The following is a 25922-nucleotide window of genomic DNA, read 5'->3' on the forward strand; positions in this document are numbered from 1 at the left end:
CATGGAGTTGTGGTGCCTCACTTGCCCTTTTACGCGAGTTATGTCGTCCACCACAACTCCATGATCGACGGCGCGGGTCCGGGTGCGGCGCCGTGCGGCATCGGTCTGGGTGAGCGGGCAGCGGGCAGGATGGCGGGTGACGCCGGTCACCGGGGTCGATGTCGGCGGCGCGGGCGGGGCAGGAGCGGGCCGCCCACCGAACGGAGGGAGGCGCGCGGTGAGCGACGAATTCGACGTGGTGGTGGTGGGAGCGGGGCCGGCCGGGGCGGCCGCCGCGTTGACGGCGCGGCGGGCGGGCGCCAGCGTGCTGCTGCTGGACCGGGCCGACTTCCCCCGGGACAAGGCGTGTGGCGACGGGATCGCCGCGCACTCGGTGGATGTGCTGACCGAGTTGGGGGTGACCGAGGCGGTGGCGGGTTACGCGCCGCTGCCCGCGTTACGCATGATCTCGCCGGGTGGCGGTGCCGTGGCCCGGGCGCTGCCCCGACCCGCGTACACCGTGCCCCGGGAGGTCTTCGACGCGCGCCTGGTGGCGGCGGCCGTGGCGGCCGGCGCGCAGTTGCGCCGGCACACCGTGCGCCGGGTCGAGCCGCGCGCCGACCGGGTGGTGCTCGACGGGGAGGTGTCCGGGCGGGTGGTGGTGGGCGCCGACGGCGCCGGGTCGGTGGTGCGTCGGGCGCTCGGCCACCCGCAGAATCCCGACCGGCACCTGGCGCTTGCCATCCGGGGGTACGCGCCGGCGCTGCCCGGCCCGTCCGAGCAGCTCATCGTCACCTCGAAGGCGCGCTGGCCGGCGTACGCCTGGTCCTTTCCGATCGGCGACGGGCGGGCGAACGTCGGGTACGGGGAGGTGCTGCGCGGTGAGTCGCTGAGCAGGGCCTACCTGCTGGACCGGCTGGCCGCGCTGCTGCCCGGCACCGACCTGGGGACGGTGACCGCGTTGCGCGCCCATCACCTGCCGCTGTCCACCCACCGGCCGGCACCGGGGCGTGGCCGCACGTTGCTGGCCGGGGACGCGCTGTCACTGATCAATCCGTTCACCGGCGAGGGCATCTTCTACGCGCTGCTCTCCGGTGCGCTCGCCGGTGCGGCGGCGGCCGAGGCGCCCGAGTCGGCAGCCGGCAGGTACGCGCACGGGTTGCGTCGCCGCCTCGGCACCCACCTGCGGCACAGTTCGGTCGCGGCCTGGTTGGCGCGCCGTGGCCGAGTGGTGGACGCGGCGGTCCGGGCCGCCCGGCGCGACGACCGGGTGTTCTACGACGTGGTCGAGCTGGGACTGGGTGACGGACGCCTCACCGCCCGTACGCTGGCGATGATCGGCATCGGTCTGGTCGGCGGGGATGGGGCTCCGAGGCGGTGATCTGGGCGAAGGGTCGCTACGCTGCTAGGTGATGACGCTGCGGGACCTTATCTACTCCGTGTACGAGCGCCGGCTCACGGCGAAGCTCGCGGGTAAGCCGGTGCCCCGGCACGTCGGGGTGATGTGCGACGGCAACCGCCGCTGGGCGAGGGAGATGGGCTTCGTCGACCCGAACGACGGACACCGGGTCGGCGCGGCGAAGATCAAGCATGTCCTCGGCTGGTGTGACCAGGCCGGCGTGGGGCACGTGACCCTCTACCTGCTGGCCACCGACAACCTGCGCAGACCGGCCAGTGAGCTGGACCCTCTCCTCAAGATCATTGAAGACCTGGTGGTGGAGCTCTCCGAGGAGGGCAACCCCTGGCGGTTGCGCATCGTCGGGGCGCTCGACCTGCTCCCGGCGCAGACCGCGGCGGCGCTCAAGGGCGCCGAGGAACGCACCCGCGAGCGCACCGGCGGTGCGGAGGTCAACATCGCGGTGGGCTACGGCGGTCGGCGGGAGATCACCGACGCGGTCCGTTCGCTGCTGTTGGAGCACGCCGCCTCCGGCGGCACCCTCGAGGAGTTGGCCGAGGTGCTGGACGTCGAGCACATCGCCGAGCACCTCTACACCCGTGGGCAGCCCGATCCTGACCTGGTCATTCGCACCAGCGGGGAGCAGCGGCTGTCCGGCTTCATGCTCTGGCAGTCCGCGCACTCGGAGTTCTACTTCTGCGAGCTCAACTGGCCGGATTTCCGGCACATCGACTTCCTGCGCGCACTGCGCTCGTACGCGACCAGGCAACGCCGCTACGGCGCCTGAACCGGCGGCGGGCGACGTGTCCGTCGCCGCGCGGCCGGGTCAGGGCAGGTGGGTCAGTGCCTGGGTGAGGAAGTCGCCGAGGGCGGCCGGGGACTCGATCGTCAGGTCGGCGGCGTTTGCCACCTCGTGGCCGGTCTCCGGGTTGGCCACGGCCACGCAGATGCCGAGGAAGTCCGGGTCGGCGGCGGCGCGGGCGCGCAGCGCGGCGAAGGCCTTGATGTCCGAGACGTCGTCACCGAAATACCAGGCGCCGGTTGCACCCTTGATCGCCTCGCCGATGACCATGCCCTTGTCCCGGTCGACAGGCGGTTTGAGCTCCAGCACCATCCGCCCGGCCTGCACGCGCAGCCCCAGGCGGTCGGCCTGCGCCTGCCCCCACTGCTGCACGGTCGAGCCGAGCTGCGGGGCGGTACGCCAGTGCAGGGCGACCGAGAGCCGCTTGTATTCCACGAGCGTGCCGGGTGGCAGCTCAGCCCGCGCGAGGTCGGCCAGCTCCGTCATGGTCGGCACCCAGGGCAGCGCGGCCGGCTCGGTGACGGTCTCCCCGCCGGAATGGCTGTGCTCCAGCCCGTAGAGGCCGTAGAGGTCCACGCCGGTGAGCCCGCCGAGCTGATCCCGAAGGAACTCGACGGGTCGGGCGGAGACGATCGCGACCCGCTGCACGACCGGGGCGAGTGCCTCGATCGCGGCCAACGCCTTGGGAGCCGGGCGTACCGCGGTCGGATCGTCGTCGACGGGCGCGAGCGTGCCGTCGAAGTCGAAGAAGAGCACGGTCCCGGCCGCCCGGCTGGCGGTGGTCCGCCAGGCCTGGTCGGCGTTCAACGGGGTTCTCGGCTGATGATTGCCCAGATTCAACGGCGGCACGCGCGTCAGCGTACCCCGGCGACGAAGGCTCATTCCTGGCCGAGCGGACCCGTTACGCGGTAGGCGATCAGCGTTCGGCGGCTCCTCGTCCACGTCGGCCGAACGGCACCACCGCCGCGTCCTGGCCGTGGCTCAACAGGTAGCCCTCCACAAACCCGGTGTTGCGATCGCCGGTGTGGTTCTCGATCTCGTTGAGCCGTGCCACCAGGAACTCGGTGAGCGCGCTGATCCGGTCGTTCATCCGCTCGTGCAGCTCGGCGACGACGGCCAGGATGACCGCGGTGCCGGCGGTGATGAGCACGAAGAGGTTCACGAGCAGCGGAAGCTGCCCGCCGTCGACCGCGAGGGTCACCGCGTTGCCGGTCGCCCACAGTGTCATCGACACCGTCGCGACCACGACTGCCAACCACTTCAGGGTCATGGACAGACCCCTCCTTTTGTCCCGCAGGGCTGGGTTCGGCCTTGTCCCGTCCCCCCGCCGATGACGAGCCCAAGCAGTACGAGTACGGACGCTAGCGTGCCCGTTCCGGCCCCGGAGGCAAACGAATGAACCTGACCAGGCGTTCTTTCGCCATCTGAGGAACTACCCTGCTTGATTGCCTCTATTTCGGACATCGACCGGCAGCGTTGGGCGGTATGCGAGATATCTGATGGTTTCGCGGATGTGGAACTTCTCCGCGTCCGAGACGTTCGGGTCGACCAGGCGGCGGAGCAGGGCCTCCACGTCCGGGTCCATCGGAGGGGCGGGCTGGCCACCGCGGGGGCCGGCCGCGGTGCGGTCCCAGCCGAGTGCGGCGAAGGCGGCCGCCGGGTTCAGCCCCAGGCCCTCGCAGAAGGCGACCACCCGTTCGGCTTCCGGGTCGCTGGCCCAGTCGCCCCGGACCCACCGGTTGATGGTCTGCCGGGAGACCCCGGTGCGCCGGGACACCTCGGTGCCACTCCAGGCTCGGGTCGCTCGTGCCTCGTCCAGGGCGCGGCGGACGAAGGTGGCGAAGGCGATTTTCCGCGCATTGGCCGTCTCGGTCACCCCGTGACCGTACGGCCAGCCGGTGACGAGCGCGCGCCCCGGCTCGCCACTGTCACGCCTACGTGACGGTAGCTTCGGATTTCCGGTAAACGATTCAGTGCCACTGTCGAGGGGTGTCACGCGGGCAGAATAGATGCCCGTAGTGGCAAGCGTAAGCGGACGAAAAGCTGATACTGTCACGCCCATGGGACAATCTACGGTGTGTCACGTGCATGAGACGATTGGTGCTCACATGCGTCACACCCCCGGTTCGGAGGGGGTGTGGTGACCGAGCTCGCCACCCGCGCCCAGGCCTTCGGGCTGATCGCCGAGGGGGTGGCCGCGGGGCTGACCGCCCCTTGGCGCCTCTACCTCGCCCGAGGCTGCCGCTACCTGTCGCTGAGTGTCGGCGACCGCGCCGAGTGGAACGCCTGGCGTACCCACCTCGGCTGCCCGGAGCTGAGCGTCCGGGTCTACGACGCAGGCGGCGAGATCCGCCGTTCCTCGGTGGCCGAGATCATGCTGGACGGCTGCCGGATCAGCGTCGAGCTGGTCGAGGAGGTCAGCACCGACGACCTGGACCGGCTGCTCGTCGCGGATCCCACCACGATCGAGCCGGAGGAGAAGTGACCGGGCGTCCGGGCCGGGCCGGGGTCGCCCGATGAGCCCGTTTCTCGCGGTATTCCTCGTCCTGGTGCTCGGCGCGACCAGCTACGCGGCCGGCCGGTTGCACGGGCAGCTCAGCTACCGCATCGGCTACCGCTTCGGCTACCGGCAGGGCTACTTCGACGGTGACCGGGGCGCCTGGAACCGCCGTCGCCGCGACGCCCAGGCCGCGATCGCCTCCGCCCTGTCGGTCTCCCCGGCGGGCGTCGTCCGCTCGGCCAGCACCGTCGCCCGCCCCGGCACCACGTACACCGGCTCGTCGTTCAGTGCGCCGGCCGCCCCGATCACCGGGCGGCACCCGACCGGCACGCTCGTTCGACGTACCGGTTGAGGTCGGTCGGCGGGCACGATCCCGCCGACCGACACCACCGACGCGGTGCGTCGTCCGCGGCGGACACGCACCGTCGGGGTCACGTCAGACCGGTGACGGTGACCCCAGACCGGCCGGGGTGCGCGCAGGGGGCATGCATCCCGGCCGGTTCCGCCGCGCCCACCGCCGGCCTTCCCGGTGGTGCGGGACCCCGCGAAGCCGTGTTCACACGCCCGTCTAGGTAGATCCACGTCGGCCCCCTAGCCGGAAGGGTCCGGCGGGGCTAGCGTCTAGGCATGGCACGGGGTTCTCCCGAGCCAGCCGGTCCGCCCGGATCTGCGACCTCGCGCATGGGGTTCCGCATCCGACCCCGTGTCCCCGGGCACCGGAGGAGCCGGAACACGGGTGGCGGATGCCCATCCGTCGGAGCAGGCCTGTGACGACTCGCCGTACCACCGCCGGTGCCGACCAGACCCCGGCCGCGACTGCCACGAACCGCCGTGCCACCAGGAGCCGCCGCACGGCGGCCGCCGCGCCGGCCGACCCGAAGGAGCCGCGACCAGCCGGCCAGGCCTTTGTCCTGGACACGTCCGTGCTGCTCTCCGATCCGGCGGCGTTCCACCGGTTCGCGGAGCACGAGGTGGTGCTGCCTCTGGTGGTCATCACCGAACTGGAGGGCAAGCGGCACCATCCGGAGCTGGGCTGGTTCGCCCGGCAGTCGCTCCGGATGCTCGACGACCTGCGGGTCCGGCATGGTCGACTCGACCGACCGGTGCCGGCCAACGACGTCGGCGGCACCCTGCGGGTGGAGCTCAACCACACCGACGACGGCGTGCTGCCACCCGGTTTCCGGACCGAGAGCAACGACGCCCGGATCCTCTCCGTCGCGCTCAACCTCGCCGGCGAGGGCCGGGAGGTCACCCTGGTCAGCAAGGACATGCCGCTACGGGTCAAGGCGGCCTCGGTGGGCCTGCGGGCCGACGAGTACCGCCACGGTCAGGCCAGCGACCCGACCTGGACCGGCATGTCCGAGATGGACCTGACCGAGGAGCAGATCGGGTCGTTGTACGCCGGCGAGACGCTCGACCTCGACGAGGCAGCCGGTCTGCCCTGCCACACCGGCCTGGTGTTGCACTCGGGGCGGGGCTCCGCGCTCGGCCGGGTGCTGCCGGACAAGTCGGTCCGGCTGGTGCGGGGTGACCGGGAGGCGTTCGGGTTGCACGGCCGCTCGGCCGAGCAGCGCATCGCCCTCGACATGTTGCTCGACGAGTCGATCGGGATCGTGTCGCTGGGCGGCCGGGCGGGCACCGGCAAGTCGGCGTTGGCGCTCTGCGCCGGGCTGGAGGCGGTGATGGAGCGCCGCCGGCACAAGAAGGTGATCGTGTTCCGCCCGCTGTACGCCGTCGGCGGCCAGGAGTTGGGCTACCTGCCCGGTTCGGAGTCGGAGAAGATGTCGCCGTGGGCGCAGGCGGTCTTCGACACGCTCGGCGCGGTGGTGCACGAGAACGTGCTGGAGGAGGTCACCTCGCGGGGCATCCTGGAGGTGCTGCCGCTGACCCACATTCGGGGTCGCAGCCTGCACGACGCCTACGTGATCGTGGACGAGGCGCAGTCCCTGGAGCGCGGGGTGCTGTTGACGGTGCTGTCCCGGATCGGGCAGGGCTCCCGGGTGGTGCTCACCCACGACGTGGCCCAGCGGGACAATCTGCGGGTCGGTCGGCACGACGGCGTGACGGCCGTCATCGAGGCGCTCAAGGGTCATCCGCTCTTCGCGCACGTCACCCTCAGCCGTTCGGAGCGGTCGCCGATCGCCGCGATGGTCACCGATCTCCTGGAGGACATCCCGATCTGACGGGTGCTTTTGTGGGCTTTTGTCCGCATTAAACGTGTGGCGCAGATCACAAAGGCGCCGGTCGGTTTCCCATCGGCCTCACTGTGCGCAATCGTGTCCCACGAGCGTCCACGCACCACCCGGATCGTTGGTGATCGTTCGTCGCGAGGCGGGCGACATCGGCGGCGGTCGGTGTGTCGGCGCGACCGGCAATCGGTCGGGACGCTCGTGGCACGGTTGGCAGCCCACCTGTGGCCCGGCCGCGCCACGTCCTTGCTCCCGACGAAGGGACCACTTCGTGAGTCGGCTGTGGAGCCGGTTGGGTGCCCGTACGGCTGCTGTCGCCCTGCTGTCCGTGGGCGTTGCCGGCGGCTTCTACCTGGGCGAAGACCGGGAAACCCAGCAACAGGGCCTGACCGAGCAGGTTAGCCGCGAGATCGACCAGGCCGACCTCGCGTACCAGCGGGAACGGCAGGCCGCCCACCAGGTGCAGGTCTCCAAGCAGCGGGCCGCCGAGTACCAGGCCAAGCTGCGGGCGGCGCAGGCCGCGAAGGAGGCCGCCGAGCGGGCCCGTCGGGCCGAGGCCGCCGCGGCGTCCCGCAAGCGCGAACGCGCGGCCGCCAACGCGCCCGCCAAGCCGTACGACGGACCGATCCCGGCGTCCTGCGAGGAGTACAGCGGCAACCGCAAGATCGGCTGCGCCCTCATGATCGACTCGGGCTTCGGCATCTCCGAGTTCCCCTGCCTGGAGAAGCTCTGGACCAAGGAGAGCGGCTGGAACCACAAGGCCGCCAACAACTCGTCCGGTGCGTACGGCATCCCGCAGTCCCTGCCGGGCAGCAAGATGGGTTCGGTCGCCTCCGACTGGCGGACCAACCCGGCCACCCAGATCAAGTGGGGCTTGGGCTACATCAAGGGCAGGTACAAGACGCCCTGCGGCGCCTGGACCTTCTTCCAGAACAACAACCACTACTGACAGCTCTCGAAGGCGGGGCGGGTGGGTCTCCACTCGCCCCGCCTTCGCGCGTACTTCGGACGGGACGTGAGTGGCGGTCGGCCGCTTTTGCTGATAGCAGTTGTGGAGTGACCCTGCACCCGTCAAGCGGCGACCCCTACCGGTTCGGCACCGAGGCGTTCTACGCCGCGCTCGGCCGGGCGTTCGTCGCCATGTGCGCGGTCGTCCCGTTCCTCTTCCTCATCGAGGCCGTCGACCAGGGGCTCGCGTTCGGCCTGGACGCCAACGCCGGCATCATCCCGCAGCGCATCGAAGGGTTGGACGGGGTCTTCTTCTCCCCGTTCCTGCACCACGGCTTCGACCACCTCTACAGCAACAGCATCCCGCTGATCCTGCTGGGCACGTTCGTCCTGGCCGCCGGCGCCCGCCGCTTCCTCTGGTCGACCCTGGTCATCATCCTGGTCAGCGGGCTCGGCGTCTGGTTCACCGGCTCGCCCAACTCGGTGGTGGTCGGTGCCAGCGGCGTCATCTTCGGCTACCTGGGCATCCTGCTCACCCGGGGCATCGTCGAACGCAGCTGGTGGAACTTCGCGGTCTTCCTGCTGGTCGGCCTGCTCTACGGCTGGCAACTGGTCGGCATCCTCCCCACCGACGAGCGGATCTCCTGGCAGGGTCACCTGTTCGGCCTGCTCGGAGGGGTGGTGGCGGCGATCCTGTTCCGCCGTCGACGCCCAGCGTTGGATGGGCCGGACTACTCGGGTGACACCCTCCGCCTGCCCTGACCAATTCCCCGGCGCGCCCCGGAGGGGTGCTTGCCGGACCACCGACACCCGCCTACCGTCGAAGATCAGCCTGCGTTGATCCGTAAGCGGAAAGCGACGGTACGCCATGCGCGAGGTCGATGTCGCCGTGATCGGGGCCGGTCCGGCCGGTCTCTTCGCCGCGTACTACGCCGGGTTCCGAGGTCTGTCGGTGGCGGTGATCGACGCGCTGCCCGAGCCCGGCGGTCAGGTCACCGCCATGTACCCGGAAAAGTTGATCCTCGACGTGGCCGGCTTTCCCGCTGTCAAGGGCCGGGACCTGGTGGCCAACCTGGTCGCACAGGCCGCCCCGTTCGCACCGCAATACCTGCTCGACACCCGTGCCGAGAAACTCTCGTACGTCGACGACCGCCCAGTGCTCGGCCTGGCCGGGGGTGCGCAGGTCGGTTGCGGTGCGGTCGTGGTCACCGGCGGGCTCGGCAGCTTCAGCCCGCGGCCGCTGCCGTGCGCCGACGGCGCTCCCGGCACCGGGATCGTCTACTTCGTCACCGAGCCGGCCGCGCTGGCCGACCGGGACGTGCTGATCGTCGGTGGTGGCGACTCCGCCTTCGACTGGGCGTTGGCGCTGCAACCACTGGCCCGTTCGGTGACCCTCGTGCACCGCCGGGAAAAGTTCCGGGCGCACGCCTCGACTGTCGCCCGGGTGCTGTCCCTACCGGTGCGGGTGGTGGTCAACGCCGAGGTCAGCCGGCTGATCGGGGAGGGCGCGGTGACCGCCGCCGAGGTGACCGTCCGCGGTGGTGCCACCGAGACACTGCCGGTGGACACCGTGGTCGCCGCGCTGGGCTTCACCGCCGATCTGGGACCGCTCGCCGAGTGGGGTCTGCGTCTGGACCGCCGGCACATCCTGGTGGACAGCGCGATGGCCACCAACCTGCCCCGGGTCTTCGCGGCGGGCGACATCACCGAATACCCGGGCAAGGTGCGGCTGATCGCCACCGGCTTCGGCGAGGCGGCGACGGCTGTCAACAACGCGGCCGTGGCCATCGACCCGAGCGCACACCTCTTCCCGGGGCACTCGTCCGACGCCGGCTGACGGTCGGTATCGGACCCAGACCCACCTGAGTCCGGATCGAGACAGGTCGACCGGATCCTGTCCGGATGACGGGTTCCGAGAAACCGCAGGACGGCGCACCCACCACGCTGTCCTGGCTCTGCCATCCCGCCACCGTGACCGCCCTGGTCCTGCTGCTGGTCAACGACCACGTACTGAAGGCGGCCCACCCCGGCCTGCTGACCGGCAAGCTGAGCGACGTCGCCGGTCTGGTGCTCGCCCCGCCGCTGGTCGCGGTGCTGCTGACCCTCCTGGTGCCGCGGATGCCGGCCCGAGCCGCCGCGCTGGCCGGCCTGGTCGCGGTGGGCGCCGGGTTCGCGCTCGTCAAATCCAGCGGGTACGCCGCCGAGTTGGCCTCGTCGGCCTGGACCGTGCTGGCCGGGCCGTCGCTGGTCCGGGCCGACCGGACCGACCTGCTCACCCTGCCGGCGCTCGGCCTGGCCTGGTGGAGTTGGACCCGGTCGCGCCGCCGACCGGTGCGCCAACGGACCGCCCGGCTGGTCCGACTGCTGGTGGTGCTGCCACCGGCGGTGCTGGCGGTAGCCGCCACCAGCCCGATCTACTATCCGTACGCGCTGAGCACCGCGACGCTCGACGGCCACCCGGCGATCTCGGTCGGCAGCGGCTACAGCAACTCGGACTGGCCGGCCAGCCCGTTGGACGGGCAGTGGGCGGTCAGCGAGGACGGCGCGGCCACCTGGCGGCCGGCCACGGAGGACGAGCAGCGGCGACTGTCCCGCCAGGAGGTGGGGCAGCAGCAGGCGTGCGCGTCGGACGCGCCCCGGCGTTGCTATCGGATCGTCACCGGGCACCTACGGGTCGAGGAGAGCGACGACGCCGGCGCGACCTGGCGGGTGGCCTGGGAGGTGCCCGACGGGCAGCGGGAGGAGTTGGCCCGCCGGTCGCCGAACCCGGGCGATTTCCAGCGCCACTTCGCCTCCCGCGATCTGGTCGTCTACCCCCACGCCGGGGGTGGGCACGAGGTGCTCGTCGCCAACGGGCGGGACGGGTTTCTCCGCCGCCTGCCCGACGGTGGGTGGCAGCGCGACGGGTTCCTCTTCGAGGAGCTCGGCGCGTCGTGGGACGAACCGCCCCGGCTGGGCGGTGGCGGACCCGGCGACCGCCAGCTGGACCTGCTGCTCGCCGTCACGCTGGCGCTGACTCTCGGCTGCGCGGTCACTGCGCTCGCCGGTCATCTCGTGATCCGCCGTGGTGGAGGTCCGCGCTGGTGGGGGGTCGTCAGCAGTGCGTCGATGCTGGTCGCGGGGATGGTGTTGACCGCGGCCTGGGAGCGCGACGACGACACCCTGGCGTTCATGGCCGTGCCGTTCGTGCTGGCGGTGGGCGTCCTCACCGTGGTGGCCATGATCGTTCGAGCCTCCTACCAGGGCGCCCTGCGGCGCTGGATCGGCTGGGCGCTCACCGGGCTCCTGCTCACCGCGCTCCTGGCTGTGCTGCCGCTCGTCGGTTGGCTGTACGGCACCCCGTCGCGGACCCGGTTCGCGGTGGCGCTCGCCCTACTGGCCGCGGTGCCGGGCGTGCTGCTGGCCACCCGGATCGCGCGGCTGGTGGATCCGGCCCGTGGGTTCGAGCGCCGGTACCCACCGCGCCCGCCCTACCCGCCGCACGTGCCCTACCCGCCTGCGCCCTACCCTGCGTACCCACCGAGGGTCCCTGATCCGCCGTACCCGTCGCAATCGCCGCCGCCGTGAACCTCCGACGTGCGGCTGCCCCCTGCGGGAGGTTGGGTCAGCGGCGGGCGGGTGGCGCCAACGCGGCGATCAGCACCGCCACCATGGTCAGCGCCGCCCCGAGCAGGGTGTTCACACCGGGGTGGGAGGCCGCCGTGGGCAGCACCAGGTCCAGCAGGACCGCCCCCACGATCTGGCCGGCGATGGTGGCCAGACCGAGCAGCAGCACACCGGTGAAGCGCACGATCGCGGCGGCGATCGCGATGAACACGATGCCGATCGGGCCGCCCAGGTAGAACCACGGCTCGCTCGGCAGGTCGCCGTTCGGCCAGCCGCGGACGGCGATGTCGATGGCGAACGCGACGAGCAGGGTGACGGTGCCGACGGCGAAGTTGACGAGGGTGGCGGTCAACGCGCTGTCGGCCGCCGCCCGGACCCGGCCGTTGACGGCCTGCTGCCAGGCGATGCCCACCCCGGCGAGCAGCGGCAGCAGGGCCAGCGCCAACGCGCCCGGGTCGCCGAGTCGGTCGCCGACCGCCAGGCCGACCGCCAGCACGGTGAGCACCGCGCCGGCCAGCCGCTGCCGGGTGACCGGCTGCCGGCCGGTCGGCCCGATCCCGGCCCGGTCCACGGCGAGGCTGCTGCCGGTCTGGCCGGCCACCACCGCCACGGTGAAGACCGCCACGCCGAGCGTGCCGATGGTGAGCCCCTGGGTGGCCACGAGGAAAGCCCCGCACATCCCGCCGAGGCACTGCCACGGCCGCAGCGTTCCCGTCGCCAGGGCACGCCGCGTCGCGGCCAGCCCACGCCGCCCACCGGGGGTGGCGGGCACCAGCACCAGGAGCACCAGCAGGCCGATGCCGAACGAGACGACCGCGGCGGCGAAGCCGTCGGCGAGGCGTACCCCCAGTTCGCCGTTGATCCGGGACTGCACCGCCACCGCGACCCCGGAGACGGACGCCAACGCGACGCCGGTGACCCGGCGGGCGGCCGACAGGATCTGCGGTGTCTCCGTGTTGGTGGCTGTCACTCCTGCTCGGCCAGCGGACGACCGTCGAAGTCGACAGCGGAGTAGAGCGCCAGCTTCTCCAGCCGGTGGTACGAGTCGATCACCCGGATCGTGCCACTCTTCGACCGCATCACGATCGACTGGGTGTACGCGCCGCCGGCCCGGTACCGCACCCCGCGCAGCAGATCTCCGGAGGTGACCCCGGTCGCCACGAAGAAGCAGTTGTCACCGGTGACCAGATCATCGGTGCCCAGCACCCGGTCCAGGTCGTGCCCGGCGGCGAGCGCCTTCTCCCGCTCCTGCTCGTCGCGGGGCCAGAGCTTGGCCTGCATCGCACCGCCCATGCACTTCAGGGCGCACGCGGAGATGATGCCCTCCGGGGTGCCGCCGATGCCCATCAGCACGTCGACCTCTGACTCGCCCCGCGCGGCCGCGATGGAGCCCGCGATGTCGCCGTCGGAGATGAACCGGATGCCCGCCCCGGTCCGGCGGATCTGGGTGACCAGGTCGTCGTGGCGGCTCCGGTCCAGTACACAGACCGTCACCTCGGAGACGTCGGTGCCCTTGACCTTGGCGATCCGGCGCAGATTCTCGGCCACCCCGGCGTTGATGTCGATCACGTCGGCGTACGCCGGCCCGACGGCGAGCTTCTCCATGTAGAAGACGGCGCTGGGGTCGAACATCGCGCCCCGCTCGGAGACGGCGAGCACCGCGACGGCGTTCGGCATGCCCTTGCTCATCAGCGTGGTCCCGTCGACCGGGTCGACGGCGACGTCCACCTCCGGGCCGGTGCCGTCGCCGACGTGTTCGCCGTTGAAGAGCATCGGGGCGTTGTCCTTCTCGCCCTCGCCGATCACCACCACGCCACGCATCTGAATCGAGTTGATCAGCTTGCGCATGGCGTCGACGGCCGCGCCGTCGCCACCCTCCTTGTCGCCCCGGCCCACCCACCGACCGGCCGCCATCGCGGCGGCCTCGGTGACCCGGACCAGGTCGAGGGCGAGGTTTCGGTCGAGATCCTGTGGGATCCGCGTCCTGGTGTTGGTCATGACGGCTGCTCCTCCTCGCGACGGTGCGGGGACGACCGGCGGCGGGGCGGTCCCCGCTGCCGGCTCTGTCGCTGATCCTCACACGATGGCCGACCGGGCGTTGGCGCGGGGCGGTGATGGCCTGGATACCGCCGGTCGGGCGGCTGCGAAGATGGAGGGGTGGAGCCCGCACAGCCAGCCGACCGCGTACCCGCCGACCGCACGCCACCCGACGGTCAGCCGCCGGTCGACGTCCCCGTCGCCCCCGGTGGTGAGAGCGCCGGCGATGACCCGACGCCACCGCAGCGGGCGGCGCCCGCCAAATCCGAGCGGTCGCCGAAGGACATGGCGATCTCGTTGCTGGTTCTGCTCGTCCCGATCGCGCTGCTGCTGGCGTTCTACCGGGGCTTTCTGGGTGGTGATCAGGCCACGACCGTCGATCCGGCCCCGGCCATCGAACAGGCCCGGTCGGCGAACGTGTTTCCGGTGAGCCAGCCGGAGGGGCTCGGCTCCGACTGGTCGACGGTCAGCGCCCGCTACCAGACCGTCGACGGCGGTGCGAACCTGCGGATCGGTTACCTCACCCCGGAGGGGCGGGGCGTCCAACTCCTGCAGAGCAGTGTGCCGGCCGAGCGGCTGCTCCCCGCCGAGCTGACCGACCAGGGCCAGCCCCAGGGGCCGACCGAGTTGGCCGGGCGGACCTGGCAGCTCTACGCGGCCCGGGGCAACCAGCAGGCGTTGGTCCTGCTGGAACCGACCCGCACGGTGATCGTCGTCGGTGATGCCGGGAACAACGAACTACGCGAGCTGGCCGGCTCGCTGCACTGATCGGACAGAAGGGCGATTGTCCGACCCGTCGACAGGGAACAGAGAGGGAGTGATCCGGGCGCGCTGACTCGACCCGGATCGCGCGTCGCGGCCGACGGTGCTGCCGCGTCGCCCGGTTTCCGGCGCCGTCCAGGTCGTCGGGTGACCCTCTTGGGAGACACGTATGACTGTTCGACGACTCGGCGCCGGCCTGGTAGCCGCCGCTCTGCTCACGCCCGCCCTGGCCGCCTGCGGCAGCGGTACGACCGGCAGCGCCGGATCGACCGCCACTCCGACGGCGACCGCCTCCGGCACGGCGAGCCCGTCTGGTGCCCCGGCGGCGGGCGACGCCAAGCAGGCCCTGCTCGACTCCACCAAGGAGATCAGCAACGGGAACTTCCGATTCACCCTCGCCGGCGCCGGCTCGACGGCGGAGGGCCAGGTGCACCAGCCGAGCCAGAGCGCGACGATGAAGGTCGCGATCGGCGGACCCTCGTCCGACCTGGCAATGAAGCTCGACGTGATCCACTACAAGCCGGACAGCTGGGTCAAGCTGGAGCTGAGCGGCGCCACCGCCGACAGCCTGCCCACCATCAAGCAGCTCAACCTCGGCAAGTACCAGCACCTGGACCAGTCCCGGATCAAGGGCAACCGCAGCCTCGGGTTCGACTTCGAGAAGGTCGACCCGGCCGGTAGCGCGGTGCTCACCCAGGGCATCACCGAGGTCCGCAGCACCGGCACCGGCGCGTACGCGGGCACCATCGACGTCACCAAGGCCGCCGAGGCGGGCTCGCTGAACGCCGCCACGATCGCCGCGCTGGGCACCCAGGCGAAGACGGTTCCCTTCACCGCGAAGGTCGACCCGCAGGGCCGGCTCAGCGAGCTGGTGCTACAGCTGCCGGCCGCCGGGCAGACCGCCGCCCAGGAGGTCAAGATGACGTACGCCGACTACGGTGCCGCCACCGCTGCCCAGAAGCCGCCGGCTGCCGAGATCGTCGAGGCGCCGGCCGAGCTGTACAACCTGTTCAACTGACGCGTCCGCGTGGGGCGGCTCCGGCCGCCCCACCGGCGGTCGGTCAGGAAGCGGGCTCCTGCCGGGCGGCGTCGATCCGCGCCCGCGCCCCATCCAGCCAGCGTTGGCAGATCACCGCCAGCGCCTCGCCGCGCTCCCACAGCGCCAGCGACTCCTCCAGGGACGTGCCGCCGGCCTCCAGCCGCTCGACCACCGAGGCCAGCTCGGCGCGGGCCTGCTCGTAACTGAGCCGTTCGTCCGGCCCGGCCTTCGTGTCGTCAGTCATCGCACCCATCTCAGCACACCGCTCGCCCGGTCACCGCGTCGCCACTGCGCCGTCGACCGTGGCGGCCAGTTCACCGTCGGCCAGCCGTACCCGTAGAGCGTCGCCCTTGCCGACCTCCGCCGCTGCGCGCACCACGTGGCCGTCCGCGCGCTGCACGATCGCGTACCCCCGGTCCAGGGTGGCGGCGGGGGAGAGCGCGCGCAGCCGGGCGAGGGTGTGGCGCAGATCGTCGTCGGCGGCGACGAGCCGGTGCTCCAGGCAGCGGCCGGCCCGCTGGCGCAACGCGGTCAGCTCGGTCGCCCGCTGGTCCACCATCACCTGCGGTCGGGCCAGCACCGGCCGGGACCGCAGCCCGTCGAGCCGGTGGGTCTCCCGATCGACGAGGTTGCGCACCGCCCGTTCCAGGCGGTGCCGGGCCTGACCGATGAGGCGTACCTCCTCGGTGAGGTCGGGGACGACCCGCTTGGCCGCGTCGGTCGGGGTGGAGGCGCGGACGTCGGCGACGTAGTCGATCAGCGGCGCGTCCGTCTCGTGACCGATGGCGCTGACCACCGGAGTACGGCAGCCGAACACGGCACGGCAGAGCGCCTCGTCGGAGAAGGGCAGCAGATCCTCGATGCCGCCGCCGCCGCGGGCGATGATGATCACGTCGATGCTCGGGTCGGCGTCCAGCACCCGGAGCGCGTCGACGATCTGCGGCACCGCGGAGGGGCCCTGCACGGCCACGTTGACCGTGCGGAACTCCACCGCCGGCCAGCGTCGCCGGGCGTTCGTCAGCACGTCCCGCTCCGCCGCGGACGCCCGACCCGTGATGAGCCCGATCCGGCCGGGCAGGAACGGCAGCCGGCGCTTGCGGGCGCGGTCGAAGAGCCCTTCGGCGGCGAGCAGCTTCTTGAGCTTCTCCAGCCGGGCCAGCAACTCCCCGAGCCCCACCTGACGGATCTCGTCGGCGCGCAGGCTCAACGTGCCCCGGGCGGCGTAGAACTCCGGCTTGGCGTGCAGCACGACCCGGGCGCCCTCGCGCAGCTCCGGTGCGCCGGCGTCGAGCACGTCCCGGTTGGTGGTGACGGTCAGGCTCAGGTCGGCCGACGGGTCACGCAGGGTGAGGAAGACAGTGCTGGCCCCGGGGCGGCGGCTGATCTGCGCCACCTGCCCGTCCACCCACACCCAGCCCAGCTTGGCGATCCAGGCCCCCACCTTCTGGCTGACCACCCGAACCGGCCAGGGCTCCTCCGCGCTGCTGCGCGCCCCCTCAGTCACCCGCCCACCCTACGGACCCTCGCGGTGATCAAGAAGTTTGCGTCAGCATCGGGCGCGTTTCTGACGTAAACCTCTTGATCACCGGGGCTGACCGGCGGCACGTACGATGGGGGGGTGACTGAGGCTGAGGCGACTCCCCGGACCGGTAAGCGCGTGCTCCTGGCGAAGCCCCGGGGCTACTGCGCCGGTGTCGACCGCGCCGTGCAGACGGTCGAGGAGGCACTGAAGCTCTACGGTGCCCCGATCTACGTGCGCAAGCAGATCGTGCACAACAAGCACGTCGTGCAGACCCTGGAGGCCCAGGGCGCGATCTTCGTGGAGGAGAACGAGGAGGTGCCGGAGGGGTCCACCGTCATCTTCTCCGCGCACGGCGTCGCTCCCGAGGTCTACGAGCAGGCCAAGCAGCGCTCGCTGAAGGCGATCGACGCGACCTGTCCGCTGGTCACCAAGGTGCACCACGAGGCGAAGCGGTTCGCCGCCGAGGACTACGACATTCTGCTCATCGGCCACGAGGGGCACGAAGAGGTCATCGGCACCGCCGGCGAGGCCCCCGCCCACATCCAACTGGTCGACGGCCCGGACGGCGCGGACAAGGTCACCGTCCGGGATCCGGAGAAGGTCGTCTGGCTCTCCCAGACCACGCTCTCGGTCGACGAGACGTTGGAGACCGTGGCCCGGCTCAAGCAGCGACTGCCGCTGTTGCAGTCGCCGCCCAGCGACGACATCTGCTACGCCACGTCCAACCGGCAGCACGTGGTCAAGGAGATCGCCCCCGACTGCGACGTGGTGATCGTGGTCGGCTCGACGAACTCCTCCAACTCCATCCGTCTGGTCGAGGTCGCCCTGGACGCGGGCGCGCGCGCCGGCCACCTGGTGGACTTCGCCCACGAGATCGACGACGCCTGGTTGGAGGGGGCCACCACGGTCGGCCTGACCTCCGGCGCGAGCGTCCCGGACGACCTGGTCCAGGACGTGCTGGCCTATCTCGCCGCGCGGGGCTTCGCCGACGTGGAGGAGATCACCACCGCCAACGAGCGGCTCGTGTTCTCGCTCCCGCAGGAACTCAAGCGGGACATGAAGGCCGCGGCGGCGCGCGGCTGAGCACGGGAACGAACCCGGCCCGGCGTACGTCAGATCTGGCATGAGAACCCTTCGGCTCGTCGTCTCCGCGCTGACCATCTGCGTGGCGCTCAGCGCCTGCGGCGGCCAGGACGCCGAACGCGGCAACCCCCCGCCGATGCCGACCGGGACGCAGCCGGTGACCAACTCGCCCACCCCCGACCCGACCAGCACGCCGTCGATCGTCGACCCCGCACCGACCGCCCGGCAGTCGAGCCCGAAGCCGGGCGGGCCGAGCACGCCCCCGGGGGTCCGGGCCACCACCGTGACCGGGGTGGTGCAGAGCGGGGTGGAGCCCAACTGCGTCCTGCTCGGCGATTACCTGCTGCTCGGAGGGCCGCGGGACGTGCTGACCCCGGGCGCGCGGGTGGAGGTCACCGGTCGGGCCGAGCCCGACATGATGACCACCTGCCAGCAGGGCATCCCGCTCGTCGTGTCGAACGCCATCCGGTCCTGACCAGCCCGGCTAGCGGGCTGCGACCTCGTCGTCGGACGGATCAACCAGCTCGGGCGCCTGCGGCTGCCGGGGCGTCAACTCGACCTGCGCGGGCGTGGCCAACTCGTCGTCCGACACGCCCAACTCGGCGAGCTTGCGCGCGCTGACCAGCACCCGGGCCTCCAACGAGCCGACCGCCCGGTTGTACGCGGTCACCGCCCCGGCCAGCGAGGACCCGAGCTTGCCCACGTGGTCGCCCAGCGTGGAGAGCCGACCGTACAGCTCGCGGGCGAGGGTGTGCACCGCCAGCGCGTTGCGGGCCAGCGCCTCCTGCCGCCACGAGTAGGCGACAGTGCGGAGCAGGGCGACAAGCGTCGCCGGCGTGGCCAGCACCACGTTGCGGGTGAAGGCGTGCTCCAGCAGCGTCGGGTCACGCTGGAGCGCGACGTCGAGGAACGGGTCGGCGGGGACGAACAGCACCACGAACTCGGGTGAGTTGTCGAACGCCGACCAGTACGACTTGGCAGCCAGCGCGTCCACATGCCCCCGCAGGTGCCGGGCGTGCGCGTCGAGGTGGGTGTCGCGACCCCGCTCGTCACGGGCCTCCATGGCCGTCAGGTACGCGTCGAACGGCGCCTTGGCGTCCACCACCACCGATCGGCCGCCGTGCAGCCGGACCACCAGATCCGGTCGGACGACCTGCTGGTCGGTGGCGGCGGTGACCTGCTCGGAGAAGTCGCAGTGCTCCAACATCCCGGCCGCCTCGACGATCCGACGCAACTGGTGCTCACCCCACCGGCCCCGCACCTGCGGCGCGCGCAGCGCTGCCACCAGTTGCTTGGTCTCGGTGCGCAGCTCACCGGAGACGGCGGTCATCGACCGGACCTGCTCGCGCAGCTCGGCGTACGCGTCGACCCGGTCGTGCTCCAGCTCGGCCACCCGCTGCTCGTAGCGACGCAGGGTGTCGTGCAGCGGCGCGACCGCTCGGGCCACCGCCTCCTGGGACTGCGCGGTGGCCTCGTAACCCAGCGCCCGCATGGACTGCTCCAGCCGGCCCTCGCCCTCCCGGGTGGCGGCCAGGGTGGCATCGAGGCGGGCGATGTCGGCCGCTGACCGGGACCGGGCCGCCAGCCAACCGACCGCTCCGCCGGCGCCGAGGCACACGACCACCACGAGCAGCGTCGAGACGTCCATCACCGGAGCTTGCCAGACCGGTACGACGTGCGAGGCGGGGGTACGTTCGTTGGCATGGAACTTGTGCTCTGCCTCGTCGTCGTGCTGGTCGGCGCGCTGGGCGCCGCGGCGCTCGTCCGCGCCCAGGCTGGGGCTCGCCAACGGACCGCGCTCGGCGACGCCCGCGCGGAGGCGCAGCGGTGGTACGAGCGCCTCGGCGGCCAGTTGATGAACCTGCACGGCGAGGAGCCAGCGGTACGTCAGGCGCTGGCCGACGCCGGTGAGCGGTACAACGCGGCCGGCTCGCAGTTGGAGCAGGCGCGTACGCCGAACCAGTTCGCGCTGGCCCGGGAGACCGCGCTGGAGGGGCTCGCGTACATCCGGGCGGCGCGTACCGCGCTGGGCATCGACCCGGGTCCCGAGGTGCCGGCGCTGGCCGCCGCCCGTGGCGTGGGCCAGCTCACCAGGGAGCGCGAGGTCGACGTGCAGGGGCAGACCTTCCGGGCCGGTCCGCAACCCGGCCGGGAAACGCCCTACTACTACCCGGGTGGGCGTTATCAGGGTCGACCGGTGCCGGCCGGCTGGTATTCGACGCCGTGGTGGAAGACGGCACTGGGGGCGGGCGCCGGTGTGCTCGGCGGCATCCTGATCGCCGACGCGCTGTTCTCGCCGGCCTTCGCCGACCCCGGTTACGGCTATGACGCCGGCTACCAGGAGGGCTTCGGCGACGGTTTCGATCAGGGCGGCGACGGCGGCGACCAGGGCGGCGACTTCGGTGGCGGCGACCAGGGTGGGGACGTCGGCGGCGACTACGCCGGTGGCGACTTCGGTGGCGGGGACTTCGGCGGTGGCGATTTCGGCGGTGGAGACTTCTGACCGTCGGGCGGATCTGACGAAACGGACCCCGGTCGCAGCGACCGGGGTCCGTTCCGCGTTCGGCCTGATCAGCCGGTGTTGCGCATCCCGGCGGCGATGCCGTTCACAGTGGTGAGCAGTGCCCGTTCCAGGGCGGTGCCGTCGCTCGGTGCGCGTCGGCCGCCCGGCGCGGTGGCGATCGCCCGCCCGGCGGCGCCGGACTCCCGGTACTGCCGCAGCAGCGCCACCTGGAGATGGTGCAGCGGCTCGAGGTAGGTGTCGCGGACGGCGAGGGTGCGCTGGAGCACCGGCGAGTTTTCCAGCAGGGCGGGCGAGGCGGTCACCGCCAGCACCTCCCGCTTGGTCAGCTCGTACTCCTGCTCGATCTGCTCGAAGATCGGGTGCAGCTTCTTCGGGACCAGGGTCTCGACGTACCGGCGGGCGATGCTCAGATCGGTCTTGGTCACCATCATCTCGACGTTCGACAGGAACGTGCGGAAGAAGTGCCAGTTGCGGTGCATCTCGGCCAGCACGTCCGCCAGCCCGGCCTCGCGGGCGGCGGCCAGCCCGGAGCCCACGCCGAACCAGCCCGGCACGATCTGCCGGGTCTGCGTCCAGCCGAACACCCACGGAATGGCCCGCAGACCGGACAGCCCGGCGCCGGTGTTCGGGCGCTTCGCCGGCCGGGAGCCGATGTTCAGCGCGCCGAGCAACTCGGTGGGGGTGGACGCCCAGAAGTACGCCGGCAGGTCCGGGTCCTCGACGAGCGAGCGGTAGGACCGGTACGCCGACTCGGACACCACGTCCATGGTGGCGTCCCAGCGTTCCAACATCTCGGCCGGCTGCCGTGGTGCGGTGTGCAGCAGGGTCGCCTGGAGCACCGCGGCCAGGGTGAGCTCCAGGTTTTCCCGGGCCAGGGACGGCAGGGTGTACTTGTCGGAGATCACCTCGCCCTGCTCGGTCACCTTGATCGCGCCGTCCAGCGTGCCGTACGGCTGAGCCAGGATCGCCTCGTGCGTCGGCCCGCCGCCACGCCCCACGGTGCCGCCCCGGCCGTGGAACAGCCGCAGGTGCACCCCGTGCCGGGCGGCCACGTCGCGCAGCGCGCGCTGCGCCCGGTGGATCGACCACTGGCTGGTGGTGATCCCGGCCTCCTTGTTGGAGTCGGAGTAGCCGAGCATGACCTCCTGCACGTCGCCTCGGGCGCTCACCAGCGCCCGGTACGCGGGCAGCGACAGCAGGTCGTCGAGGAGTTCGCCGCCGGCGTTCAGCTCGGCCGGGGTCTCCAGCAGCGGTACGAACCCGACCCGGGCCCGCCCGCTGTGCACGTCCACGAGGCCGGCCTCACGGGCCAGCACCACCGCGGCCAGCACGTCGTCGACGCCCATGGTCATCGAGATGATGTACGACTCGATCACCTCGGTGCCGAACCGGTCCTGGGCCTCCCGGATCGTGCTGAACACGTCGAACGTCTTGCGGGTCGGCTTGGTGAGCGGAGTGTCGAGGGTGGACAGCGGTCGACGGCCGGTCAGCTCGTCGGCCAGCAGCTTGGTGCGTTCCAGCCGGGTCAGCGACGGGTAGTCGGAGACCTCGCCGACGGCCTCGTAGAGCTGGGCGAGCACCGCGTGGTGCGCCTCGGCGTGCTCCCGGACGTCCATGGTGGCGAGGTGCAGGCCGAACGCGGACACCGTACGGATCGTGGAGGCCAACCGACCGACGGCGGTGAGCTGCCCGGAGTTGCGGGCCAGCGAGGCGCGCAGCAGATCCAGGTCGGCGATCAGCTCGGCGGAGCCCCGGTAGTCCCGGCCCGGCACGTGCGCGGTGCCCTGGCGCAACCGCTGCCGGGTGTTGGCGAGCTTCGCCTTCACGCAGCGCGCCTTGAGCCGGTACGGCTCCTCCGCGTTGACCCGGCGGAACCGCGTCGCCACCTCGGGCAGCGCGTCCAGGTCGGCGGCGAGGCTGGCGGAGAGGTCGAGCGACACCCCGCGCAGCCGGCGGGAGACGGACACCTCGTTGATCAGGTGGTCCATCGCCTTCTCGGTGGCGGCGATGCCGTGCTCGTGCTGGATGGTCAGCACGTCGCGGGTGACCGCCGGGGTGACGAACGGGTTGCCGTCGCGGTCGCCGCCGATCCAGGTGCCGAAGCTCAGCGGCCGGGCCGTCGGTGAGGTCTCCACGCCGAGGGTGCGCAGCGTGTCGGCCAGGTCGTCGAGCACCTGCGGGGCGGCCTCGGCGTAGAGGTCGCGCAGGTAGTAGATGGCGTTGCGGGCCTCGTCGGTCGGGTCCGGCCGGTCGAGGCGCAGCTCGTCGGTCTGCCACATCAGGTCCAGCAGCTCGGCCAGCCGGCGGTTGGCGGGACCCTCGTCGCTGGCGCCGTAGAGGATCGCGTTGGCGGTCTCGGTGTCCAACTCGTCGGCGATGGCCCGCAGCTTGGACAGGATCGAGCGGCGGGCCGCCTCGGTCGGGTGGGCGGTGAAGACCGGGCGCACCGCCAGCCGGCGTGCCGCGTTGGCGATCTCCTCGGCGGGCACCCCGCGCTCGGCGATCATCTTGGCGGCCTGGTCCAGCCAACCGCCCTGTACGGCGCGGCGGCGGCGCAGGTCCCGCGCGCGGTGCACCTGCTCGGTGATGTTGGCGAGGTGGAAGTAGGTGGAGAAGGCGCGGGCCAGTTTGGTGCCGGTGGTCACGTCGAGCCCGCCGAGACGCTGGGCGGCCGCCGGGGCGTCGGTGCGGACCTGGGCGCGGATCTCCTCGACGAGGTCGAGCAGCGGCCGACCCTCCTGGCGGGCCAGCGTCTGCCCGAGCAGGGTGCCGAGCCGGCGGATGTCGGCACGCAGCGCGGCGTCGGGGCCGTCGTGGTCGTGCTGGTCAGTCACGGTGCGCTCCCTCACGTGGATACGAAGGACAGCGCTGTCCGACTTACTGGATGGTATCCGCGCGCACCGGGTGTCTGGAGGGCCCCCTGGTGATCCACTGTCTCCGAGGTGGTGTTTCCGGGCGTGATCTCAGCCACCGTCGCGGGCTGATCCGGGGCCGTCGGAGGCGGACCCGGCGGCGGGGCGGGGCGACCCGGGGCCGGCGGTGGCGGTCCGGCGGCCCCGCACCAGGCTCGCGCTGACCAGGCCGAGTGCGCCGAGCACCGCCCAGAGGGTGAGGGCGATCGCCGGCCAGCCGGCCGATCGCCAGTCGAAGTAGACCGCGGCCTTGGTCAGGTCGTTCGCGAGCCCGGGGATGTTCCACCGGTGCATGCCGCGTAGCAGGCCGGGCAGGAACTCGGGCGCGTAGATGCCGCCGGAGCCGGGGTTGCCGAGCACCACCAGGAGCAGGATGACAAGCGCGGTGCCCGCGACACCGAGCCAGCCCTGGATGGCGCTGGCGATCAGCGCGGCGGCGAAGACGGCAAGCGCGCCGATGGCGGCGATCGTCGGTACGTCGTGGTGCCAGATGTCCAGCACCGGCCCGACCACGACCGCGCCGGCGATGCCGAGCAGCACGCTGTAGACCGCCAGGGCGGCGATCCGCAACCCGGCCCGCCGTGCCGTACGCGGGGTGGTGCCGACGGATATCCCGAGCACGGTCGAGGCGAGGTAGCCACCGAGCACGAAGCCGACGTTCAGGTAGAAGGGCACCACCCCGCGCGGGTCGGCCGAGGTGACGGGCACCCGGTCGACGATCTGTAGCGGCGTGCCGCTGCGGGCGGCGGCGGTGGTGAGCACCTCCCGGATCGCACTGGTGGCGGAGGGACCGGAGGCGCTGGCGACGGTGAGGAGCAGGCCGTTGTCGGGGCCGGTGCTGAGCACCGCGTACACCCCGCGGCTGAGCAGGCCGTCCTCGGCGGCGCCAGCGTCGTCGTACCGGATTGGGGTGATGATCGTGCTCTGACCCCGGACGGCGTCCAGCGTCGCCTGGGCGCGCTGGTCGCCGAGGGCGACGCCGACCGGCAGGTCCCGCGGGGTGGGCTGGTGCAGCGCGCCGACGTAGGCGGCGATGAACGCGGTGGCCAGCGCGAGGGTGCCGAGCAGCAGGCCGATGCTGCGTGGTGCCCAGTCCCGGGCTCGACCCTGCGGATTTTCAGCCATATTGTCAGCGTATGGGTAGGTTCGCTGTTCGCCGGGCGAAAACCGTACGGGGCGCGATCCGGGTCGACGCCGTCGACCGCCGGATCTCGGTGCGGTTACTGACGGACCTGCGCGTGGCGCACGCACCCCGTCGGGAGGTGCGTGCGCCGGAATCCGCAGGTGTCAGTCGGTCGCGCAGAACACCGATCGCAGCGCGGCCAGGGCGCCCGCGCTCGCCGGCACCGGCGGCAGCCCCCGAACATCGGCGTCGATGTCGTAGACGTTGCCGGCGAGGACGAACTGCCGGGAGTTGTCCAGGCTGGTCGCCGCCAGGCTGGTGAAGCCCGGCCCGCCGCCGTCGGTCGTCCACACCGACGTCGGGCCCTCGGCGCAGGGGACAGTCATGCGTTGCACGCCCAGCCCGTACCCGTCCGGCCCGTCGTCGGTGGCCACCAGCGTCTCCAACGCCCGCTGCTGGGCCGGCGCGAGCAGTCGCCCGCCGAACAGCGCCCGGTGGAACCGCGCCAGGTCCGCCGCCGTCGAGATCATCGCTCCGGCGGTCCAGTCGTAGGACGGGCTGAAGGTGGTCACGTCTCGCCCGCCCAGGTCGTAGCCGTGCAGGTGCCGGCCGTGGATCTCCGGGTCGGTGATCGGGAACGAGGTGTGCCGCAGATCCAGCGGACCGATGATCCGCCGCCGTACCTCGCTTGCCGCGTCCCGGCCGGTGACCGCTTCGATGATCAGACCGGCCAGCAGGTAGTTCGTGTTCGAGTAGCCCCACGAGGCGCCGGGGGCGAAGTCCGGCCGGTGAGCCACCGCCAGGGCGATCACCGTGCGGGGTGCGATGACCCGGTCCCAGTCGTGGTCGTCGAGGTACGGCGCCCAGAAGCTCCGTTCGCCGGTCGGGTCCCAGATGCCGCTCGTGTGGTTGAGCAACTGCCGGACGGTGATCGTCGAACCGTCGTTGCCGTTACCCCGCACGACCCTCGGCAGCCACCGCTCGACCGGATCGTCGAGGGTCAACCGACCCTCACCCACCAGCTGCAACAGCACCGTCGACACGAACGCCTTGGTGTTGCTGGCGATCCGGAACCGGTCGTCCGGCCGGGCCCGCGCCCCGGTGGCCCGATCGGCGACGCCCGCCGCGACCTGCCACCGTCGGCCGTCCACCCGGCCGTACGCCACCGCGCCGGGGAAACCGTCGGCGACCAGTTGGTCGAGTGCGGCGGCCATCGCCTGACGTTCCGCCCCTGGTGGGCCGGCATGGGCCGGCACCGGTGCGACGGCGAGTGCGGCAACCAACGAGCCGACCGACACCACCACGGTCCACAGCTGACGAATCATGACCTTGCTCCCATCGACGTGACGACTTCTGTCCCCGTCGACCCTGTCGACCCACGGCCCGCGGGTGAATGCGGCTCTCCCGCCGGTCGGGTGGGGTTAACCCGACAGATCACGACGGGTTGACCGGCTGGGCGGGTGGCGTGCGCGCCGAGCATGCTCGGCGGGGCACCCGCCG

At 71.9% G+C, this 25922-nt stretch carries 25 protein-coding genes; 14 read left to right on the plus strand and 11 right to left on the minus strand.

All coding sequences use genetic code 11. The features are described 5' to 3' along the window. The first annotated feature begins 217 nt into the window (after positions 1-217). Together AB0A90_RS04715 and AB0A90_RS04720 are read left to right on the plus strand one after the other, a co-directional pair. Positions 218-1360: a geranylgeranyl reductase family protein gene (locus tag AB0A90_RS04715; RefSeq protein WP_357241636.1), complete on the plus strand. Its 1143-nt coding sequence runs from the start codon at positions 218-220 to the stop codon at positions 1358-1360. A gap of 31 nt (positions 1361-1391) precedes the next feature. Further along, entirely contained in the window at positions 1392-2162 is a 771-nt protein-coding gene (locus tag AB0A90_RS04720) for an isoprenyl transferase (RefSeq protein WP_357241639.1), read from the plus strand. Positions 2163-2201: 39 nt separating this feature from the next. On the opposite strand, the gene otsB is transcribed toward AB0A90_RS04720, so the two are convergent. The 3 genes from otsB to AB0A90_RS04735 all read right to left on the minus strand — a co-directional run bounded on the left by otsB (position 2202) and on the right by AB0A90_RS04735 (position 4053). Beyond that, positions 2202-3026, minus strand: a complete 825-nt coding sequence (gene otsB / locus AB0A90_RS04725) for a trehalose-phosphatase (RefSeq protein ID WP_357241642.1) — start codon at positions 3024-3026, stop codon at positions 2202-2204. Positions 3027-3093: 67 nt separating this feature from the next. Next, positions 3094-3447 carry a hypothetical protein gene (locus AB0A90_RS04730; protein ID WP_357241645.1) on the minus strand — a complete coding sequence of 118 codons (354 nt, stop codon included), beginning with the start codon at positions 3445-3447 and terminating at the stop codon, positions 3094-3096. Between the two features lie 162 nt (positions 3448-3609). After that, the gene (locus tag AB0A90_RS04735) at positions 3610-4053 is read right to left on the minus strand and encodes an XRE family transcriptional regulator (protein ID WP_357241648.1); all 444 of its coding nucleotides are present in this window, start codon (positions 4051-4053) and stop codon (positions 3610-3612) included. A 264-nt stretch (positions 4054-4317) separates the two neighbouring features. On the opposite strand from AB0A90_RS04735, the gene AB0A90_RS04740 reads away from it, so the two are divergent. The 7 genes from AB0A90_RS04740 to AB0A90_RS04770 all read left to right on the plus strand — a co-directional run bounded on the left by AB0A90_RS04740 (position 4318) and on the right by AB0A90_RS04770 (position 11381). Next, a complete protein-coding gene (locus AB0A90_RS04740; RefSeq protein ID WP_357241651.1) occupies positions 4318-4662 on the plus strand; it encodes a hypothetical protein in 345 nt (114 codons plus the stop codon). Positions 4663-4693: 31 nt separating this feature from the next. After that, positions 4694-5029, plus strand: a complete 336-nt coding sequence (locus tag AB0A90_RS04745; RefSeq protein WP_357076516.1) for a hypothetical protein — start codon at positions 4694-4696, stop codon at positions 5027-5029. A gap of 415 nt (positions 5030-5444) precedes the next feature. Further along, complete coding sequence (locus AB0A90_RS04750) at positions 5445-6860, plus strand: PhoH family protein (protein WP_357241654.1); 1416 nt, start codon at positions 5445-5447, stop codon at positions 6858-6860. Between the two features lie 277 nt (positions 6861-7137). Further along, positions 7138-7815, plus strand: a complete 678-nt coding sequence (locus AB0A90_RS04755; RefSeq protein ID WP_357241657.1) for a lytic transglycosylase domain-containing protein — start codon at positions 7138-7140, stop codon at positions 7813-7815. Between the two features lie 107 nt (positions 7816-7922). Continuing rightward, positions 7923-8576, plus strand: a complete 654-nt coding sequence (locus AB0A90_RS04760) for a rhomboid family intramembrane serine protease (protein ID WP_357241660.1) — start codon at positions 7923-7925, stop codon at positions 8574-8576. 106 nt (positions 8577-8682) lie between these two features. After that, on the plus strand, positions 8683-9651 hold the full coding sequence (locus AB0A90_RS04765) for an NAD(P)/FAD-dependent oxidoreductase (protein WP_357241663.1): 969 nt from the start codon (positions 8683-8685) through the stop codon (positions 9649-9651). A 65-nt stretch (positions 9652-9716) separates the two neighbouring features. Then, positions 9717-11381 carry a hypothetical protein gene (locus AB0A90_RS04770; protein ID WP_357241666.1) on the plus strand — a complete coding sequence of 555 codons (1665 nt, stop codon included), beginning with the start codon at positions 9717-9719 and terminating at the stop codon, positions 11379-11381. Between the two features lie 37 nt (positions 11382-11418). Here the strand turns inward: AB0A90_RS04770 and AB0A90_RS04775 are convergent, their stop codons facing one another. Next, positions 11419-12390, minus strand: a complete 972-nt coding sequence (locus AB0A90_RS04775) for a DMT family transporter (RefSeq protein ID WP_357241669.1) — start codon at positions 12388-12390, stop codon at positions 11419-11421. After that, positions 12387-13418, minus strand: a complete 1032-nt coding sequence (gene glpX / locus AB0A90_RS04780) for a class II fructose-bisphosphatase (RefSeq protein ID WP_357241672.1) — start codon at positions 13416-13418, stop codon at positions 12387-12389. The genes AB0A90_RS04775 and glpX overlap by 4 nt, the downstream gene beginning before the upstream one ends. A gap of 159 nt (positions 13419-13577) precedes the next feature. Here glpX and AB0A90_RS04785 point away from each other — a divergent pair, with 159 nt between their 5' ends. Both AB0A90_RS04785 and AB0A90_RS04790 read left to right on the plus strand, forming a co-directional pair. Next, positions 13578-14225, plus strand: coding sequence for a DUF4245 family protein (locus AB0A90_RS04785; protein WP_357241675.1), 648 nt, complete (start codon positions 13578-13580; stop codon positions 14223-14225). 163 nt (positions 14226-14388) lie between these two features. Further along, the gene (locus AB0A90_RS04790; RefSeq protein ID WP_357241678.1) at positions 14389-15237 is read left to right on the plus strand and encodes a hypothetical protein; all 849 of its coding nucleotides are present in this window, start codon (positions 14389-14391) and stop codon (positions 15235-15237) included. Positions 15238-15280: 43 nt separating this feature from the next. Here the strand turns inward: AB0A90_RS04790 and AB0A90_RS04795 are convergent, their stop codons facing one another. Then, complete coding sequence (locus tag AB0A90_RS04795) at positions 15281-15502, minus strand: exodeoxyribonuclease VII small subunit (protein ID WP_030328827.1); 222 nt, start codon at positions 15500-15502, stop codon at positions 15281-15283. A 30-nt stretch (positions 15503-15532) separates the two neighbouring features. Next, a complete protein-coding gene (xseA, locus tag AB0A90_RS04800; protein WP_357241680.1) occupies positions 15533-16762 on the minus strand; it encodes an exodeoxyribonuclease VII large subunit in 1230 nt (409 codons plus the stop codon). Between the two features lie 114 nt (positions 16763-16876). Between xseA and AB0A90_RS04805 the strand changes: the two genes are divergently transcribed. Next, entirely contained in the window at positions 16877-17863 is a 987-nt protein-coding gene (locus AB0A90_RS04805; RefSeq protein WP_357241684.1) for a 4-hydroxy-3-methylbut-2-enyl diphosphate reductase, read from the plus strand. A 40-nt stretch (positions 17864-17903) separates the two neighbouring features. Next, complete coding sequence (locus tag AB0A90_RS04810; RefSeq protein ID WP_357241687.1) at positions 17904-18338, plus strand: hypothetical protein; 435 nt, start codon at positions 17904-17906, stop codon at positions 18336-18338. Positions 18339-18347: 9 nt separating this feature from the next. Here AB0A90_RS04810 and AB0A90_RS04815 read toward each other — a convergent pair whose 3' ends face one another. Further along, positions 18348-19511 carry a DNA recombination protein RmuC gene (locus tag AB0A90_RS04815; protein ID WP_357241690.1) on the minus strand — a complete coding sequence of 388 codons (1164 nt, stop codon included), beginning with the start codon at positions 19509-19511 and terminating at the stop codon, positions 18348-18350. A gap of 54 nt (positions 19512-19565) precedes the next feature. Here AB0A90_RS04815 and AB0A90_RS04820 point away from each other — a divergent pair, with 54 nt between their 5' ends. Continuing rightward, positions 19566-20366 (plus strand): hypothetical protein, encoded by an 801-nt coding sequence (locus AB0A90_RS04820; protein WP_357241693.1) that lies wholly within the window; start codon positions 19566-19568, stop codon positions 20364-20366. A 68-nt stretch (positions 20367-20434) separates the two neighbouring features. On the opposite strand, the gene ppc is transcribed toward AB0A90_RS04820, so the two are convergent. The 3 genes from ppc to AB0A90_RS04835 all read right to left on the minus strand — a co-directional run bounded on the left by ppc (position 20435) and on the right by AB0A90_RS04835 (position 25747). Beyond that, positions 20435-23221 carry a phosphoenolpyruvate carboxylase gene (ppc, locus tag AB0A90_RS04825; protein ID WP_357241696.1) on the minus strand — a complete coding sequence of 929 codons (2787 nt, stop codon included), beginning with the start codon at positions 23219-23221 and terminating at the stop codon, positions 20435-20437. Between the two features lie 129 nt (positions 23222-23350). Continuing rightward, complete coding sequence (locus tag AB0A90_RS04830; protein WP_357241699.1) at positions 23351-24424, minus strand: hypothetical protein; 1074 nt, start codon at positions 24422-24424, stop codon at positions 23351-23353. 162 nt (positions 24425-24586) lie between these two features. Further along, positions 24587-25747, minus strand: a complete 1161-nt coding sequence (locus AB0A90_RS04835; protein WP_357241702.1) for a serine hydrolase domain-containing protein — start codon at positions 25745-25747, stop codon at positions 24587-24589. Between the last annotated feature and the right edge of the window lie 175 nt (positions 25748-25922).

It is taken from the genome of Micromonospora sp. NPDC049204, from assembly GCF_040647935.1.
Lineage (GTDB): Bacteria > Actinomycetota > Actinomycetes > Mycobacteriales > Micromonosporaceae > Micromonospora.